The 15,513-nt window shown below is 70.7% G+C and carries 16 protein-coding genes; 8 read left to right on the top strand and 8 right to left on the bottom strand.

Going from position 1 to position 15,513, the window contains the following annotated elements:
- Positions 1–95: 95 nt before the first annotated feature.
- A complete protein-coding gene (locus GTZ93_RS02490) occupies positions 96–515 on the bottom strand; it encodes a hypothetical protein (RefSeq protein ID WP_139917333.1) in 420 nt (139 codons plus the stop codon).
- A 259-nt stretch (positions 516–774) separates the two neighbouring features.
- Between GTZ93_RS02490 and GTZ93_RS02485 the strand changes: the two genes are divergently transcribed.
- A complete protein-coding gene (locus GTZ93_RS02485) occupies positions 775–1,170 on the top strand; it encodes a response regulator (protein ID WP_120548103.1) in 396 nt (131 codons plus the stop codon).
- Positions 1,171–1,192: 22 nt separating this feature from the next.
- Here the strand turns inward: GTZ93_RS02485 and GTZ93_RS02480 are convergent, their stop codons facing one another.
- The 3 genes from GTZ93_RS02480 to GTZ93_RS02470 form a co-directional block, all read right to left on the bottom strand.
- Positions 1,193–2,503 carry an ABC1 kinase family protein gene (locus GTZ93_RS02480; RefSeq protein ID WP_139917331.1) on the bottom strand — a complete coding sequence of 437 codons (1,311 nt, stop codon included), beginning with the start codon at positions 2,501–2,503 and terminating at the stop codon, positions 1,193–1,195.
- Positions 2,504–2,577: 74 nt separating this feature from the next.
- Positions 2,578–4,434 carry a serine/threonine-protein kinase gene (locus GTZ93_RS02475; protein WP_257979102.1) on the bottom strand — a complete coding sequence of 619 codons (1,857 nt, stop codon included), beginning with the start codon at positions 4,432–4,434 and terminating at the stop codon, positions 2,578–2,580.
- Between the two features lie 659 nt (positions 4,435–5,093).
- Positions 5,094–5,573, bottom strand: a complete 480-nt coding sequence (locus GTZ93_RS02470; protein ID WP_139917327.1) for an SMI1/KNR4 family protein — start codon at positions 5,571–5,573, stop codon at positions 5,094–5,096.
- Positions 5,574–5,603: 30 nt separating this feature from the next.
- Here GTZ93_RS02470 and GTZ93_RS02465 point away from each other — a divergent pair, with 30 nt between their 5' ends.
- The 5 genes from GTZ93_RS02465 to GTZ93_RS02450 all read left to right on the top strand — a co-directional run bounded on the left by GTZ93_RS02465 (position 5,604) and on the right by GTZ93_RS02450 (position 8,000).
- On the top strand, positions 5,604–6,011 hold the full coding sequence (locus tag GTZ93_RS02465; protein ID WP_121751596.1) for a hypothetical protein: 408 nt from the start codon (positions 5,604–5,606) through the stop codon (positions 6,009–6,011).
- 97 nt (positions 6,012–6,108) lie between these two features.
- Positions 6,109–6,273: a hypothetical protein gene (locus tag GTZ93_RS02460; protein ID WP_161662625.1), complete on the top strand. Its 165-nt coding sequence runs from the start codon at positions 6,109–6,111 to the stop codon at positions 6,271–6,273.
- Positions 6,274–6,285: 12 nt separating this feature from the next.
- A complete protein-coding gene (locus tag GTZ93_RS02455) occupies positions 6,286–7,137 on the top strand; it encodes an L-dopachrome tautomerase-related protein (protein ID WP_219629061.1) in 852 nt (283 codons plus the stop codon).
- The gene (locus tag GTZ93_RS42415; RefSeq protein WP_219629060.1) at positions 7,134–7,454 is read left to right on the top strand and encodes an NHL repeat-containing protein; all 321 of its coding nucleotides are present in this window, start codon (positions 7,134–7,136) and stop codon (positions 7,452–7,454) included. The genes GTZ93_RS02455 and GTZ93_RS42415 overlap by 4 nt, the downstream gene beginning before the upstream one ends.
- Before the next feature lie 9 nt (positions 7,455–7,463).
- Complete coding sequence (locus GTZ93_RS02450; protein WP_120575164.1) at positions 7,464–8,000, top strand: cupin domain-containing protein; 537 nt, start codon at positions 7,464–7,466, stop codon at positions 7,998–8,000.
- A gap of 25 nt (positions 8,001–8,025) precedes the next feature.
- Here the strand turns inward: GTZ93_RS02450 and GTZ93_RS02445 are convergent, their stop codons facing one another.
- The 3 genes from GTZ93_RS02445 to GTZ93_RS02435 are packed head-to-tail and all read right to left on the bottom strand — an operon-like array spanning position 8,026 to position 10,343.
- A complete protein-coding gene (locus GTZ93_RS02445; protein WP_139917325.1) occupies positions 8,026–8,970 on the bottom strand; it encodes a ribokinase in 945 nt (314 codons plus the stop codon).
- Positions 8,967–9,668, bottom strand: a complete 702-nt coding sequence (locus GTZ93_RS02440) for a dienelactone hydrolase family protein (RefSeq protein ID WP_121751599.1) — start codon at positions 9,666–9,668, stop codon at positions 8,967–8,969. Before GTZ93_RS02440 ends, GTZ93_RS02445 begins: the two co-directional genes overlap by 4 nt.
- 3 nt (positions 9,669–9,671) lie before the next feature.
- The gene (locus tag GTZ93_RS02435; protein WP_139917323.1) at positions 9,672–10,343 is read right to left on the bottom strand and encodes a phosphoribosyltransferase; all 672 of its coding nucleotides are present in this window, start codon (positions 10,341–10,343) and stop codon (positions 9,672–9,674) included.
- A gap of 239 nt (positions 10,344–10,582) precedes the next feature.
- On the opposite strand from GTZ93_RS02435, the gene adh reads away from it, so the two are divergent.
- Entirely contained in the window at positions 10,583–12,109 is a 1,527-nt protein-coding gene (adh, locus tag GTZ93_RS02430; RefSeq protein WP_120575168.1) for an aldehyde dehydrogenase, read from the top strand.
- 10 nt (positions 12,110–12,119) lie between these two features.
- On the top strand, positions 12,120–12,509 hold the full coding sequence (locus GTZ93_RS02425) for a DUF779 domain-containing protein (RefSeq protein ID WP_120593884.1): 390 nt from the start codon (positions 12,120–12,122) through the stop codon (positions 12,507–12,509).
- Positions 12,510–12,533: 24 nt separating this feature from the next.
- Here GTZ93_RS02425 and GTZ93_RS02420 read toward each other — a convergent pair whose 3' ends face one another.
- Positions 12,534–15,356 carry a GAF domain-containing protein gene (locus tag GTZ93_RS02420; RefSeq protein ID WP_161662624.1) on the bottom strand — a complete coding sequence of 941 codons (2,823 nt, stop codon included), beginning with the start codon at positions 15,354–15,356 and terminating at the stop codon, positions 12,534–12,536.
- Positions 15,357–15,513 lie beyond the last annotated feature (157 nt).

The following is a 15,513-nucleotide window of genomic DNA, read 5'->3' as shown; positions in this document are numbered from 1 at the left end:
AAGCGGCTTCGCCGCGGTCGTTTCAAGCTAGGCAGGGACCCTGCCCCCGTGCAGCCCGAGACCGGATGGACGCGGTGCCGCCGCCAGGCCAGCGCTCAGGCCCCCTTCTCCCCGGGCAGGCGGCCCGTGGGCGCTTCGAGCGGAGCCAGATGCGCCTTCTGCGAGGACACCTGCGCCTCGGCTTCCGCCCGGCCCGCCTCGGCCAAGGCCCGGCGGGCCTGCGCGGCGTGGAGGGAGGACTCCCGGTCCATCAGCTCCGCGTGGGTCCCGGCCCGCTGACCGTCATGCCAGGCCCAGTTCCGCTCGTATTCGCTGCCGCCCAGCCTGGCCACGGCGTGATCCGCCAGCGAGACGGCCCTCAGCGCCTGGGCCCGCTGCGCGCAGGCCTGGGCCAGCGCGGTATAGGCCTCCGACTGGGCCCGTGACGCCAGGGACTCCAGCCGGCGGGCCTCCGCGCGGACTTCCAGGGCATGCTCCCGCGAGTCAGGGGCTCGCACCTTCTGCTGGGATGTCATCGGGGTTCTCCAGGTGGGGAGGCCACCCACACCTGCCGCGTGGCGCTCGTCCACTACAAGGCTAGGGACGAGCCTCCAGGTCGCCCACCCGGCGGGGCGAGGCATGTGGTTCCAATTGGAAATCTCCAGAAAATTCCAGGGAGGGTGGCCAGAAGGGAGGGGGGTGGGTCATACTCGGGAAGTGCCCGGGTCACTGTCTTCCTTGGGGCGGCATCCTGCCGACCGGGGCACCCAACTGTCGGTTCCAGGGGGAGCCACCATGTCCGAGACCAAGATTCGCGTCCTCATCGTGGACGATGACCCGGACCAGCTCGCGCTGACCGAACGCTCGTTGTCCTCGTACAACTTCGAGGTCCGCACCCACCGTTCGTCCCTGGGGGTCTCCAACCTGGTGCGCACCACGGCGCCGGACCTGGTGCTCCTGGACGTGAACATCCCCGCGCTGAGTGGCGACAAGGTGCTGGCGCTGGCCCGGCAGCAGGCGCCGGAGAACACCCGCTTCGTCCTCTACTCCGCCTCCGACGAGTCGAAGCTGCGCGCGCTGGCGCTGGCGGCGGGCGCGGACGGCTACCTGTCCAAGAGCACGCAGGGCGCGGACCTGGCGCGCAAGCTGGAGCGGCTGCACAAGCGCCCCCGCGTCGCCGCCGGCACGTAGCGCTCCGCGCTCACGCGAAGGCTCACTCGCCCACGAGCGCGCCGACCTCCAGGAACACCTGCCGGAAGTCGCCCTGCGCGCCCACGAGGCGCAGGTTCTGGGCCAGCCCCCCGGTGGCCCGGAAGAACATCATCGCCTCCGGGGGCGGCCGGATGCGCATGATGCGCGCGGCGTTGCGCGTGAAGTGGTTGCGCATGTCGCGGTTGATGTCGCAGGTGCCGTAGTCGTACGGCGCCGTGCGCATGGGACGCCCGGCGATGTGGAGCACCTCGCGCAGGAGCACCTCCGCCTCCGCCTCCGGCAGCTCCACGGAGAAGCCCACTTCGCGGCACAGGCCCAGCACGTCCAGCGTCTCCAGCCGCAGCGCCTGCTGGAACATGCGGCGGTTGGCCGCGATGAAGCCCGGGCTGAAGCGCTTGATGGAGCCGAAGTCCAACAGGCCCATGCGCCCGTCCGGCATCACCATGAAGTTGCCGGGGTGCGGGTCGGCGTGGATTTCGCCCGCGTCCAGGAACGGCCCGTAGGTGGCGCGGATGAGCTGGCGCGCGACGCGGAAGCGCGCGGCGTCATCCGGCGACGTCGTCACCCAGTCCTTGAGCGTCTGGCCTTCCAGCAGCTCCAGCGTGAGCACGCGGTGGGCGCTGCGCTCCTCGACGACCTGGGGCACGTACAGGTCCGGCAGCCGCGCCACGCTCTTCGCGAAGCTCTGCGCGAGCTTCGCCTCGCGGCGGTAGTCCAGCTCCAGCATGAGCTCGTCGCGGAGCTCCTGGAAGTAGGCGGTGCCGTCCATCATCCGCGACGTCTTGGACACCGTCTTCACGACGAGGCCCAGGTTGTCCATGTCGTGGCCCATGGACACGTCGATGCCGGGGTACTGCACCTTCACGGCGACGGGGCGGCCGTCATGCAGCACCGCGCGGTGCACCTGGCCCAGCGACGCGGCGGCGAGCGCGTCCGGGGAGAACTCCTTGAACAGGGCCTCCGGCGCCGCGCCCAGCTCCTCCTGCACCACGCGCGACACCTGCGCGTAGGACATGGCGGGGGCCTGGTTCTGCAGCCGGGCCATCATCTGCCGTACCTCTGGCGTGAGCAGGTCCGGGTCCATGGAGAGGGCCTGGCCCAGCTTCATGGCCGCGCCCTTCATCTCCCCCAGCGTGGCCACCAGCTTCTCCGCGGTGCCCAGGCTGAGCAGCTCCGAGGAGTTCGTCCCGGAGAGCTTCTTCGCGCCCGTCTTGAGCACCTCCGTACCCACATGCAGGGAGAGGCCCGCCAGCTTGCGCAGGCGGTTGAAGCGCCCCTGGGGCGGCAGCTTGTCGTCGGGTTCGGAAGCCATGGGAGAGCAGAGGATTAACGAAGACTCCTCTCCCATACGCAAGACGCCCCCGGGTGGATGCGAGCCCGGCTCCCCTACCGGGGAGCGGCCGAGCCCCGCACCCGGGCCCGGAGGAAGCGCCAGCGCTTGAGCCCCTCCAGGTCCAGGGGGTCCGCGCGGACCGCCAGCTCATAGGCGGCGAGCGCCTCCTCCAGCCGGCCCACGGACGCGAGCGCGTCTCCGGACAGGCGGTGGACGGCGGCGCGGCCCTCGCGGCCGGTGTTGCCCGCGAGGAAGCGGCGGCGGCACTGCTCCAGCATGGTGGCGGTGAGGCCCGCGGCGAGGCACCGCTCGATGCCCTCCACGTTGCCCAGCGTGGCGTCGTACTCCACGCGCCGCTCCACGTGGCCCAGCGTGTGGAGCGCTCCGGACACGCGATCCAACGCGCGGTCCACCTGGGCGCGCTGGCCGTCCGACAGCGGGCGGGCCTTGAGCAGCTCCAGCGCCCCACGAGCGCGCTGGGCCGCGGTGCGCACGGACTCCAGCGTGGCGTCGCGCGGCAGCTCCAGCACTGCGTACGGGTCCCCGGCGAGCCGCCGGCGAAAACCCTGGAGGACGGTCTCTGCTTGCGCGTCCTCGGGCGTGGGGATGGCGGCGGTGGCCTGCGCGGACGTGGCGCGGGTGACGTTGCGAAGCTGGGCCAGCTGGGCCTGGAAGGCGGGGCTGGCATCGCGCAGCTGCACGCCGAAGCCCGGGGGCATGTTCCACGACTGGGCCTGCTCGGCGGTGACGTGGCGTACCACCTGCGCGGTGCACGGCAGCTCGCCGCCGGGAAGCCGCAGCACCAGCGACACCTCCGACAGGAGCGCGGGGGGCGGAGTGGCCAGCTGGAAGAAGAGGCCGGAGCGGCCCACCCACTCGCCCTTGAGCTCCACGGGGGCCTGCGTGCCCTGGCCGCGCAGGAGCGCGGTGAGCGGCGGCGCGGAGGGCGCGGGCGGCGGCGCGAGCGACGCCTCCAGGGCCGCTCTCAGCTCCGCGGCGGAGGCGAAGCGGTGTTCGGGCCGCTTGGCCAGCGCGCGCAACAGCACCCGCGACAGGGGCTCCGGCACGGCGGGGTTCAGTTCGTGCGGCGGGACGGGCTCCTTCTGCAGGTGGCCCACCAGGATTTCGGCGGCGGTGCGGCCGTAGAAGGGCACCTGGCCGGTGAGCAGCAGGTACGCGAGCACACCGGCCGCGTACAGGTCGCTGCGCGCGTCCACGATGCCGTCGCCGCACTGCTCGGGGGCCATGAACTCCGGCGTGCCCAGGAGGACGCCCACTTCGGTGGTCATCTCCCCGGCGGGGCGGGACAGGAGCTTGGCGATGCCGAAGTCGAGCAGCTTCACGCGCTGCTTGCCGCTGGGGCTGGGGACGAGGAAGACGTTGGCGGGCTTCAGGTCGCGGTGGACGATGCCGTGCGCGTGCGCGGCGCCCAGGGCGTCACACACCTGCATCATCAGGTCCACCACCAGCGCCGCGGCCATGGGGCCGCGGGCGAAGTTGGCCAGGCTGTCACCCTCCAGGTACTCCATGACCAGGTACGGGCGCCCTTCGCGCGAGTCCAGGTCATAGAGGGTGACGACGTTCTCGTGCTGCACGAGCGTGAGCGTGCGGGCTTCGGAGAGGAAGCGCGCGACGAGCTCCGGGGCCTGGGCCAGGTGCGCGTGGAGCACCTTGATGGCCACGCGCTTCTGGATGAGCGTGTGCTCCGCGAGGAACACGGTGCCCATGCCGCCGCGGCCCAGCTCGCGCACGACGCGGAAGCGGCCGAACTCCTGGCCCACGAGGGAAGGCACCACGGGCGTGGGAGACGACATGGGCGTGAGCGAAGGGGCGGGCAGCGACGCCGCGGGTCCCGGCGGCGGCGTGCCGGCGTAGAGCATCGTGCCGCCGTTGAGGTCCAGCCCGCGCATCAGCGTGGGACACGCCTCCGCGTCCGAGTGGGGCTGACCGCAAGAGCAGATGAGAGGCGACTGGGCGAGCACGAGGGACCGGTAACCAGGGAAGGCGATGCGGGGGTAAGGACGGCGTCAGCGGCCGATGCGAGCGGTGTGCCAGGAACCGGAATTCTCCGGCTCGCGCGGACGGGTGCGCCAACCGGTTGATCCGCTTCGCTTTTGCGACACTCGGATGCGGCCTGGGACCCAGCTCATGGACAGACACCCCTCGCTTTCGGGGAGTTTTTACAGCCCCGGGACGGAACAGTTTTCCGTCCAGCACATCCCAATACGTTCGGTCCGCAGGACCTTGGGCAACTTCCGCCTCGCCTTCCCTTCAACCGTCCTGCCGCGCCGCGAAAGTCCCTTCAAGATGACAGCACGTCGTGCGGGTTTCCAGTGCGCAGCGACACGAACACCCACGTTGGAAAACATCTCGTTCAATCTCGAAGTAAGCCGCGATTGCGCGGCTGGCTGAGGGAGCCTGGAAGGCCCTGTAGCGCGAGAGGAACGTACGGATCCGCCGGTGTTGGGAGGCCGACAAATCGGCCCGGGATGAAGTGTCCTGCGAGGATGGCGGGGGTTTCCGGGCTTCTGGCGGGACGCGGTTGCGTGCGGTGGGGACGCGGGGTCCCTCACCCGTCCTGCATCAGCTTCTTCAGCCAGAACCAGCGCCCGTTCGAGCGGAGCGCGCCCGCCAGGAACTCGGAGAAGGAGCTGGCGATCCGCGGGCACTGGGATGGATCCGGGAAGCCTTCGCGGAAGCCGTCGCGCAGGGGATAGCGGCCGTCGTGCTGCTGGCTCACGTCGAGCAGGACGTAGTTCCCATCGCGGACCTCGCAGAGGGCGTACCAGGACGCGGGCCCCGCCCGGTCCGTGTCGTCCTGGCTCATGACGATCCGCGCGCGGCGGAGCTCCGACAGCGGGGGGAAGGAGAACGCGGGGTCGACGCGGTCGAACAGGTCCGCACCGTCGCAGTGCAGGTAGAAGGCGCGCAGGTCCGGGTCCAAGCGCCAACCGGCGCGTTGCTCGAAGGCATCGAGCTGCGCGGGGGTCGCGGGAGGGCGTGCGTGGTGGAGGCGCGAGACCTCTTCGAGCAGGGCACTCATCGACATGGGGTCATTCGCCCCTGATAGGGAGAAGGGATGCTCAAGACGGCAGGTTACTTCCGGGAGTTCGGTCCCGGGTTCGAGGATGCCCCTTCCCTCGTGGAGTCGCGAGGGAAGCTGCCGGAAGAGGACTGGCGGCGCGTCGCGCGCTATCTGCACACGGGCGTCACGCTCGCGGTCAGCGGCGGCCTGCTGAAGGACTGCCTCACGGGTGAGACGCTCGTGGCCAGCCACTACGCCCAGACCGATGGCGTCTGGACGTGGCGGGCCGACCTGCCTCGCTACGTCGAGCGATACCGCGTGGCCATCCCCGACGCGTTCCTGGAACACATGCGGGCGCTGGACTGGAAGTGCCCCGTCCTCTCCCAGCAGGAGCTGATCGCGCTGACGGAGCGGCTCTTCCACGAGATGAAGCACGCACGGAAACATCGACGGAAGCCCTGAGGGCGGCACGAGCCCAGGAGAAGGCCACGCGCTGGGAGCACCGCTCGCTCGTGGGCTCGCGGCTGGCGGACCGTGCGTTGATGGCCACCCTTACGCCATGAGCACGCAAGCCCCGCGCAGGCTGAACGACGGGAACTCGCTTCCTCCCATGGGCTTTGGCACCTGGCCGCTCACGGGCGACGAAGCGGCGGTGGCGGTGGAGACGGCGCTGCGAACGGGCCACCGGCTGGGCGGCGACCCGAACGTGTACGTCGAGCTGTAGGGGGAGCAAGCCATGAGGTTCCATCGCAAGGTGGGAGTGCTCGCATTGGCGCTCGCGTCGCTCACCGCGTGGGCGGAGGACGCGGTGGACTTCTCCACGCGTCCCACCGGCACGCTGGAGGTGGTGGCGCGCTTCGATGGGCCGGGCCCATCAGGCATCGCGATCACTCCGGACGGGCGCATGTTCGTGGGCTTCCCGAGGCACGCGGAGGACCACAAGGGCGCGACGCTCGCGGAACTGGTTCGAGGCACGCTGGTCCCCTTCCCCAACGCGGCCATGAGCCTGCCGTCGAACGCGCCCGCCGCGCAGCGCCTGCTGTCGGTGCATGGGATGACCACCGACAACAAGGGCAACGTATGGGTGATCGACGACGGCAAGCGCGCGGGCATCCAGGGCATCCCGGATGGCGGAGCCAAGGTCGTGGGCTTCAACCCGACGACTCGCGAGGTCATCGCCAGCGTGGTGATCCGCGCGCCCGCGATGCTGCCCGACAGTCACCTCAACGACCTGCGCGTGGACCTGACCCACGGCGCGAAGGGCACGGCGTACATCACCGACTCCTCGTTCGGCACGTCGCCCGCGCTCGTGGTGGTGGACGTGGCCACGGGGCGGCAGCGCCGGGTGCTGGCCACGCATCCGTCCACCCAGCCGGAGCAGGACTTCCTGGCGGTGCTGGAAGGCAAGCCGCTGCGCTTCGACCCGAAGCACCCGACCTTCCCGGTGGGCGGAGCGGACGGCATCGCGCTGAGCACGGACTCACGCCGTCTGTATTACGCGCCGCTGACGAGCCGGCGGCTCTACAGCATTCCGACGGCCGTAGTGTCGACCTCGACGCGACGGAGCCCACGTTGGCGGCGGCGGTGAAGGACGAGGGAGAGAAGGGCTTCGCGGATGGCCTGGCCATGGATGCCCAGGACCGGCTGTACATCACCGATGGCGAGCATCACTCCATCCTGCGCCGCTGGCCGGACGGCCACTTCGACGTGGTGGCGAGGGATGCGCGCATCGTCTGGCCTGACGGCATCTTCGCCACGGCGGGACATGTCTACGTAACGCTCGGCCAGTGGAACCGGCTGCCGTCGTTCAACGGCGGCAAGGACCTGCGCGAACCGCCGTACCTGTTGATGCGCGCACCGCTGGAGGCAACGGCTCCGGTGGATGCCACGCGGACGAAGAAATGAGGAGCGGCCATGCACTCACGATTGGGATGGAGGGCGGCCCTGGTGGCCGTGCTGGGACTGGGCGGAGGCGCCTGGGACCGAGACTCCGCAGCCACGGCTCCAGGACAAGCGCCTGTCTTCAGCTACTGGCACAACTGGACGGATGACCATGGGGTCAGCCACATGACCCTGTGTCCCGTGCGGAGCTTCGACCTGAAGAGCATGTCTCCGCCCGCCGATCCCCAATGGCAGGCACACCAGCCGCCCGGCCAGTCCCAGGTCATCTTCACGGTCCAACCCAACGGCTGGAAGGGGTCCTGGCACGAGGACCCGAAGGTCCAGTGGATCATCCCCCTCTCCGGAACATGGTTCGTCGAGGCAATGGACGGCACCCGCGTGGAGCTGGGGCCAGGGCAGGTGTCCCTGGGCGAGGACCTGAACACACGGCCGGACGCACAGGGCCGAAAGGGCCACCTCTCCGGGAACGTCACCCCCGGTCCTGTGACGCTGATGGTCGTGCAGCTCGCGGAGGAGCCCACCGTCAATCAACCGTGCCGGTTCAAGTGACGGCGGTGCGTGCTGGATGTCTTCGCTACGGCGGCGCGAGCTGAACGTCTGGCACCACGTCCGCGAGCAATCCGAGCACTTCATCCCGATAGGGCAATCCCGCCTGCGCTCCCAACCGCGTCGTCGCGATGGCGGCGGCTGCATGCGCGAAGCGCGCGGCGGAGAGCAGCGGCTGGGACTCCGCCAGAGCGACACAGAGGGCCGCGGAGAAGGCATCCCCTGCCCCGGTCGTGTCCACCGTGTCCACCGGCAACTCAGGCAGCCAGGCCTCCTCCTCCCGCGACACCAACAGGCTGCCCCCAGGCGCCGCGATGATGGCCGCCCCCACGCCGCGCATCAGCAGATTGCGGGCGGCTCGCCGCGCGGAAGCACGGTCATGCACCCGGACGCCCGTCAGCGTCCGCGCTTCGGAGGCATTGGGCCGGATGACGTGCACATCCTCCAGCAACACCTCCGGCAGCGGCACGGCCGGCGCGGGATCCAACACCACCCGGACACCAGCCGCTCGCGCCAGACGGACCGCCGCCTGGACCGCGTCCAGCGAAACCTCCAACTGCACGAGCAATACCTTCGCGGTGGCGATCCGCTCCGCGCTCCGCAACACATCCCGGATGGAAAGTCTGTGATTGGCGCCCGGGGAGAAGAAGGTCTGCTTCCTCCCGCGTCCATCCACCATCACCAGCACCGCGCCAGAAGGCGCCTTCGGATCAGGCACCACCCCCTCCAGCGCAACGCCCTCCCGTTCCAGCAACGCCACCTGCCTCAGGCCGCGCCCATCCGTCCCCACCCTCGCCACCAGCGAGGCCCGCGCCCCCAGCCTCACCGCGGCCACCGCGCCGTTGGCTCCCTTTCCTCCGAGCGCCTCCTGGAAGACGTCGCCCTCCGCGCTGCCTCCCGGCTCCGGCAGCGACGGTCCTCGCACCAGGTAGTCCGTGGCCACGCCCCCCACCACCACGATGCGCGGGCTCATGGCGGAGCCTCACCGAACGGACGCTCCCGTGCGGCCGTAACCAGGTGCTGGAGGAACCAATCCCGGGCCAGCCGGGCCGCCTGCTCCAGCGTTCCCGGCTCCTCGAAGAGGTGGGTCGCCCCAGGCACGATCTCCAGCCGCTTGTGCGTGCGCAGCGCCGCCAGCGCCTCCTGATTGAGCGCAATCACTTGCGTGTCATCTCCACCCACGATGAGCAGGGTGGGCGCCCGCACCGCCGGCAGCACGGCACCCGCGAGATCCGGACGACCGCCCCGGGACACCACCGCCTGGATGGCTTCAGGCATCCGCCCCGCGGCCACCAGCGCCGCACCCGCCCCCGTGCTCGAACCAATCAACCCCAGCGGCTGGCCTCCCAGCCCTGGCACCCGTTCCAGCCACCGCGTGGCTCCCACCAGCCGCCGCGCCAGCAACTCGATGTCGAAGCGCAGGTGCCGCGTCCGCCGCTCGGCCTCCTCCTCCCCCAGCGTGAGCAGGTCCATGAGCAGTGTCGCCAGCCCCGCCTGCTGCATCACTCCCGCGACGTACCGGTTGCGCGGACTGAAGCGGCTGCTGCCGCTGCCATGCGCGAACAGCACCACGCCGGAGACCGACTCCGGCACGCTCAGCGTTCCTTCCAACCCCACGCCGGGCTCCACCTCCAGCCGCACCGCGTGCTCCGAAATTCGTTGCTCAGCCATGTCTCAAACCTCCGCTGGACTCACGGCGCCACCGTGCGCAGCGCGCGCCAGCAGCTCGCGCACCTCGTCGTCGGTGGTCTGCGTGAAGTCCTCGAACCATTGCCCCACCGCGTAGAACGACTCTGGGGTGTGGACGCAGACGACCGCGTCCGCTTCGCGCTCGAACTCCGCGCACGTCTCCGGCGCGCCCACCCCCACGCCCACCACGATGCGCGCGGGCTTCTGCTGACGAAGCGCCCGGAGCGCCGCCCGCATCGTCGAGCCCGTGGCCAGCCCGTCATCCACCAGGATCACCGTCCGCCCTTCGACCCGCGCGGGAGGCCTGCCGTCGCGGAAGAGCTGCTCCCTCCGGACCAGCTCCCGCCCCTCACGCTCGGCGGCCGCGGCGATGGCCGACTGGGGTATCCCCAGCCTTCGCACGACACCCCCGTTGAGGACCGTGACACCTCCGGTGGCGATGGCCCCCATCGCCAGCTCCTCGTGCCCCGGCGTGCCGAGCTTGCGCACCACGAACACGTCCAGCGGCACCCCGAGGATGCGAGCGACCTCGAAGCCCACGGGCACACCGCCGCGCGGCAACGCCAACACCAACAGGTCACCGCCTCCGCCAAGCAGGACGCGGAGCCGTTGGCCCAACGCACGGCCGGCGTCGACGCGGTCTCTAAACAGTTGCATGCCATGCCCCAGGGTCCGAAGAAGACGTCCTCCTCCTTGAGGTGGAAGACATGCCGGATGGCAGCAAGGGCACCCTGCCCGCCCGCTCGCATCACGCCCGAGTGACTGATTCAGCGATCAACCATTAACAAACATTTACATCCGACTTCGTGCGCGTGACGCGAGGCGTCACCTGCCTATGGTCTGTTCCGCGTCAAACCCCCGTAGGAGTGCGTCAAAACCCAACGCAGGGAGTCCCCATGTCGAAGGTCTATGAAGCTCCGGGTCAGAAGGGCAGCAAGGTCGAGTACAAGAGCCGTTACGGCAACTACATCGGCGGTGAGTTCGTCCCGCCCGTGAAGGGCCAGTACTTCGAGAACATCAGCCCCGTCACCGGCCGCCCCTTCTGCGAGATTCCCCGCTCCACGGCGGAGGACATCGAGAAGGCGCTCGACGCCGCGCACAAGGCGAAGGACGCGTGGGGCCGCACCGCCGCCGGCGAGCGGGCCAACATCCTGCTGAAGATCGCCGACCGCATGGAGCAGAACCTGGAGATGCTCGCCGTCTCCGAGACGTGGGACAACGGCAAGCCCATCCGCGAGACGCTCGCCGCGGACCTGCCGCTCGCCATCGACCACTTCCGCTACTTCGCCGGTTGTATCCGCGCGCAGGAAGGCTCGCTCAGCCAGCTGGATGACAACACCGTCGCCTACCACTTCACGGAGCCGCTCGGCGTCGTGGGGCAGATCATCCCGTGGAACTTCCCGCTGCTCATGGCCGCGTGGAAGCTGGCCCCCGCGCTCGCCGCGGGCAACTGCGTGGTGCTCAAGCCCGCGGAGCAGACCCCCGTCACCATCCTCAAGTTCGCGGAGCTGGTGGGCGACCTGCTTCCCCCCGGCGTGCTCAACATCGTGAACGGCTTCGGCATCGAGGCCGGCAAGCCGCTCGCCAGCAACAAGCGCATCGCCAAGATTGCCTTCACGGGTGAGACGACCACTGGCCGCCTCATCATGCAGTACGCCTCCGAGAACATCATCCCCGTCACCCTGGAGCTGGGCGGCAAGTCCCCCAACATCTTCTTCGAGGACGTCTTCGCCAAGGACGACGACTTCGCCCAGAAGGCGCTGGAGGGCTTCGCCATGTTCGCCCTCAACCAGGGCGAGGTCTGCACCTGCCCGTCCCGCTCGCTGGTCGCCGAGCGCTTCTACGACGACTTCATCGCCAAGGCGGTGGAGCGCACGAAGCGCATCGTGCAGGGCAACCCGCTGGACGTCTCCACGCAGATTGGCGCGCAGGCGTCCAATGATCAGCTGGAGAAGATCCTCAGCTACCTGGACATCGGCAAGAAGGAGGGCGCCAAGGTGCTCACCGGCGGCGGCCGCAAGTCGCTGTCCGGCGCGCTGGCGGAGGGCTACTACGTGGAGCCCACCATCTTCGAGGGCCACAACAAGATGCGCGTGTTCCAGGAGGAGATCTTCGGCCCCGTCGTCGCGGTGGCGAAGTTCAAGGACGCAGAGGACGCGCTCGCCATGGCCAATGACACGCTCTACGGCCTGGGCGCCGGCGTGTGGACGCGCGACAACAGCACCGCGTACCGCATGGGCCGCGGCATCCAGGCGGGCCGCGTCTGGGTGAACTGCTACCACCTGTACCCCGCGCACGCGGCGTTCGGCGGCTACAAGCAGTCCGGCATCGGGCGTGAGACGCACAAGATGATGCTCAATCACTACCAGCAGACGAAGAACCTGCTCGTCAGCTACGACCCGAAGCCCATGGGCTTCTTCTAGGACGCCCCGCATGCCCGTGCCGCGCGTCGAGGTCACGCCGGCCGCCGAGGCCCTGCTCCACAAGATGCAGGGCCTTCACGGTCCGCTCCTCTTCCACCAGTCCGGCGGCTGCTGCGACGGCAGCGCGCCCATGTGCTTCCCGCGCGGCGACTTCCGCGTGGGCCAGGAGGACGTGTACCTGGGCGACATCGTCCGCACGCCCTTCTACATGTCCGGCCCGCAGTTCGAGCTCTGGCGCCACACCCACCTCACCGTGGACGTGGTGCCCGGTCGCGGCAGCGGCTTCTCCGTCGAAGCCCCTGAAGGCGTGCGCTTCCTCATCCGCTCACGCCTGTTCACCGACGACGAGTACCGCGCGCTCGAACAGGAAGGCCCTCCGCCCAAGGGGCCCCAGCACTGAAGGCATCGCCGGCCCCGGCCTCCCTCACATCTCCGGGGGAGGCGGGGGCCGCGCTTCCGCCGTGTTCCGGGGCAGCCGCAGCGTGAAGGTGGCGCCCTGCCCCGGCTGGCTGTCCACGTCGATGCGGCCGCCCAGCGCCTCCACAATCTGGCGGCTGATGTAGAGCCCCAGGCCCATGCCGCCGTAGTGCCGCTCGCTCACGGCGCGCTCGAAGCGGCCGAAGAGGCGCGGCAGCGCGTCCGCTTCGATGCCGATGCCCTCGTCGCGCACCTCCACCCAGGCCTCGTCGCGCGCATCCACGCCCGCGCGCACCGACACCGGGTGGCCGGCGCCGTACTTCGCCGCGTTGGAGAGCAGGTTCACCAGCACCTGGTCCAACCGCAGCGCGTCCCACTGGCCCGTCAGCGTGCGCGGCAGCTCCAGTTCGAGCGTGCACCGCGCCTGGGCGAACACGTCCTCCAGGCGCTCCACCGCGTCGCGCGTCAACTGCACCAGGTCCACCTCCGCGCGCTCCAGCGACAGCTTGCCCAGGGACAGCCGGCTCACGTCCAGCAGGTTGTCCACCAGCGCCGTCAGCCGGAGCACCTGCCGCTGCGCGGTGTTGAGCCTCCCCGTCACGAGCCCGGGAGTGCCCGCTGTCTCCAGCGCCCGGCCAATGAGGTTGTGCTGGAGGATGAGGCTGGTGAGCGGCGTCTTCAATTCGTGGCTCGCCACGGAGAGGAACTCGTCGCGCAGCCGCACCGCGGCCTGGGCGTCGTGGAACAGGCGCGCGTTCTCCAGCGCCACGCTCAAGCGCAGCGCCAACTCCTCCGCCATCGTCACGTCCGCGGCCTCCAGCGCGCGCTGGGGCTCCGCGGTGAACAGCGTGATGACGCCCAGCGTGCGGCCGCGCGCACGCAACGGCACCGACAGCACGGACGTGGGCGCCAGGCGATCCACCAATGCCCGGTGCTCGGCGCTCGTGGAGACGGCGTCGCAGCGCTTGAAGTCCAGGCGCGACAGGAAGCAGACCTCCCCGGTGCGGAAACACTGGAGCGCCGGGTGGGCGGGCCCCCGGTCCGTGCCTCCCAGGGCCGCATGGAGCCGCGCGTCGTGCTCGGCCACGCGGTGGGCCGCGGTCACCCGCCGCAGGGTGCCGTCCGGCGCTGCCAGGTCCACCAGGCAGCCGGTGGCCACGTGGTCCACCACCAGCCGCGCCACCGCCGGCAGCGCCTCCTCCACGTCGTCCAGGCGCAGCGCCAGCACGCGGCTTGCGGCCAGCAGGAGCTGCAGCCGCTCCTCGGCCGCCTTGCGCCGGGTGATGTCCGCCATGGCGCCGGTGAGCTCCGTCACCTTCCCGTCCGGTCCGCCGAAGGACTGTCCCACGCTGTGCAGCCAGCGCACGCCGCCGTCGCGGCGAATCACGCGGAACTCCAGCTCGAAGAAGCCCGGCGATTCGCGCTGGTAGCGGTGGAACTCCGCCTCCACGGATGGCCGGTCCTCCGGGTGCAGCCGCTCCAGCATGTCGCCCACCGGCACCGCCGAGTCCACCGCCGGCAGGCCCAACATGTGGTTGAGCGCCGCGTCGCGCAGCTCCTTGCCGCGCACCAGGTCCAGGCGCCACGTCCCCATGTCGCCTGTCACCAGCGCCTGCCGCAGCCGCTCCGTGCGCTCGCGAAGCGCTTCGTAGAGCGCGGCCCGCTCCAGCGCCTGCGCGCACTGGTGCGCCAGCGCCTCCAGGAACGCGCGCTCAGCAGCAGGGAAGACGCGCGGCTCCGGCCACGCGAGCAGCAGCAGGCCCCGCACGCGCGTCTCACCCCACAGCGGCACCACCGCGCGGGCCCCCGGCCCCTGGCGGCGCGCGACCTCCGCGCCCTCCGGGTGGTGCGCGATGAGCTCCTCGAGCGAACCGAACCACCCCGCCTCGCGCCGGATGTTCGGGGCCACGCCATCCGGTGGCCGGGTGAACGACGCCAGCGCGTCTTCCGGGTAGCCCAGGACGCGCAGCGGGCGCATGAGGCCGTCCTCCTCCAGCGCCAGCACCGCGACGCGCGTGGCGCCGCTCGCCTCCCACACCTCGCGCGCCAGCACCTGCGCCACCGCGTCCTCGGTGGCCGCGCGGGACAGGGCCGCCGTCACCGCCTGCAGCCGCGCCGTGCGCGCCTGGGCCTGACGGGCCTCGCCATACAGGCGCGCGTTGTCCAGGGACAGCGCCGCCCGGCGGGCCAGCTCGCGCGCCAGCTCCAGGTCCTGCTCACCAAAGCGTCCGGCCGTACCGGACATCAATGACAGACTTCCCAGCACCCTCCCGCGCGCCACCAGCGGCACCACCATCACGGAGCGGCACCCCAGGCGCCACGTCTCCTCCAGGGCCGCGTTCCCCCGTGCCGCCGCCAGGAAGGCCTGTTCGGGCACGTCCGGGATGAGGCGGGCCTCGCCGGTGCGCAGCACATGGGCCATGCCCTGCGAGCCGTTCTCCTGGAGGGCCCAGCGCTCCCCAATGGCATACACGGTGGGTACGAGCGAGGGGTCCCGGTGCGTCGCCGCCCTTCGCTCCACCTGGTTCGAAGGCGTGACGACGTCCACCGCGCACCAGTCCGCGAACACCGGCACCACCAGCTCCGCCAACTCGCGCAGCACCGTGGGCTCGTCCAGCGACGACGCCAGCACCTCACCCGCGCGGGCCAGGAACGCGAAGCGGCCCTCCTCCGCGGAGGATGACGCCTCGCGCGCGCCGGGCGGGGGCACGGGCACGGCAGTCTCCACGGCGGCCGCGCGCGTGACGGCCGGCGCTCCCGGCGAGACGACCTCCATGGAAGCCGCGGACGCCGGCTTCAGCGCGACGGCCTCGCCTCCGCTTGCGGACACGGGGACCGCCGCGTCGCTCGCCGTTACGGCGGACGGCGGAGGTGGCTCGACGGCAGGCTCGGTCGAAGGCTCGATGGACGGTTCGGGCATGGAGCGCGGGCCACGGCGTCACGGGGATGACGCCTCACCAAAGGGACGTTCCGATAATGACGGCCCC

This window comes from Corallococcus exiguus (assembly GCF_009909105.1).
Taxonomy (GTDB): domain Bacteria; phylum Myxococcota; class Myxococcia; order Myxococcales; family Myxococcaceae; genus Corallococcus; species Corallococcus exiguus.
This window is presented reverse-complemented; position numbering and strand designations above follow the sequence as displayed.

Bases quoted from the DNA above. Each gene is read 5' to 3' on its own strand.
- GTZ93_RS02490 (WP_139917333.1), bottom strand. From the start codon at position 515: ATGACATCCCAGCAGAAGGTGCGAGCCCCTGACTCGCGGGAGCATGCC.
- GTZ93_RS02485 (WP_120548103.1), top strand. From the start codon at position 775: ATGTCCGAGACCAAGATTCGCGTCCTCATCGTGGACGATGACCCGGAC.
- GTZ93_RS02480 (WP_139917331.1), bottom strand. From the start codon at position 2,503: ATGGCTTCCGAACCCGACGACAAGCTGCCGCCCCAGGGGCGCTTCAAC.
- GTZ93_RS02475 (WP_257979102.1), bottom strand. From the start codon at position 4,434: ATGCGCGGGCTGGACCTCAACGGCGGCACGATGCTCTACGCCGGCACG.
- GTZ93_RS02470 (WP_139917327.1), bottom strand. From the start codon at position 5,573: ATGTCGATGAGTGCCCTGCTCGAAGAGGTCTCGCGCCTCCACCACGCA.
- GTZ93_RS02465 (WP_121751596.1), top strand. From the start codon at position 5,604: ATGCTCAAGACGGCAGGTTACTTCCGGGAGTTCGGTCCCGGGTTCGAG.
- GTZ93_RS02460 (WP_161662625.1), top strand. From the start codon at position 6,109: ATGAGCACGCAAGCCCCGCGCAGGCTGAACGACGGGAACTCGCTTCCT.
- GTZ93_RS02455 (WP_219629061.1), top strand. From the start codon at position 6,286: ATGAGGTTCCATCGCAAGGTGGGAGTGCTCGCATTGGCGCTCGCGTCG.
- GTZ93_RS02450 (WP_120575164.1), top strand. From the start codon at position 7,464: ATGCACTCACGATTGGGATGGAGGGCGGCCCTGGTGGCCGTGCTGGGA.
- GTZ93_RS02445 (WP_139917325.1), bottom strand. From the start codon at position 8,970: ATGAGCCCGCGCATCGTGGTGGTGGGGGGCGTGGCCACGGACTACCTG.
- GTZ93_RS02440 (WP_121751599.1), bottom strand. From the start codon at position 9,668: ATGGCTGAGCAACGAATTTCGGAGCACGCGGTGCGGCTGGAGGTGGAG.
- GTZ93_RS02435 (WP_139917323.1), bottom strand. From the start codon at position 10,343: ATGCAACTGTTTAGAGACCGCGTCGACGCCGGCCGTGCGTTGGGCCAA.
- adh (WP_120575168.1), top strand. From the start codon at position 10,583: ATGTCGAAGGTCTATGAAGCTCCGGGTCAGAAGGGCAGCAAGGTCGAG.
- GTZ93_RS02425 (WP_120593884.1), top strand. From the start codon at position 12,120: ATGCCCGTGCCGCGCGTCGAGGTCACGCCGGCCGCCGAGGCCCTGCTC.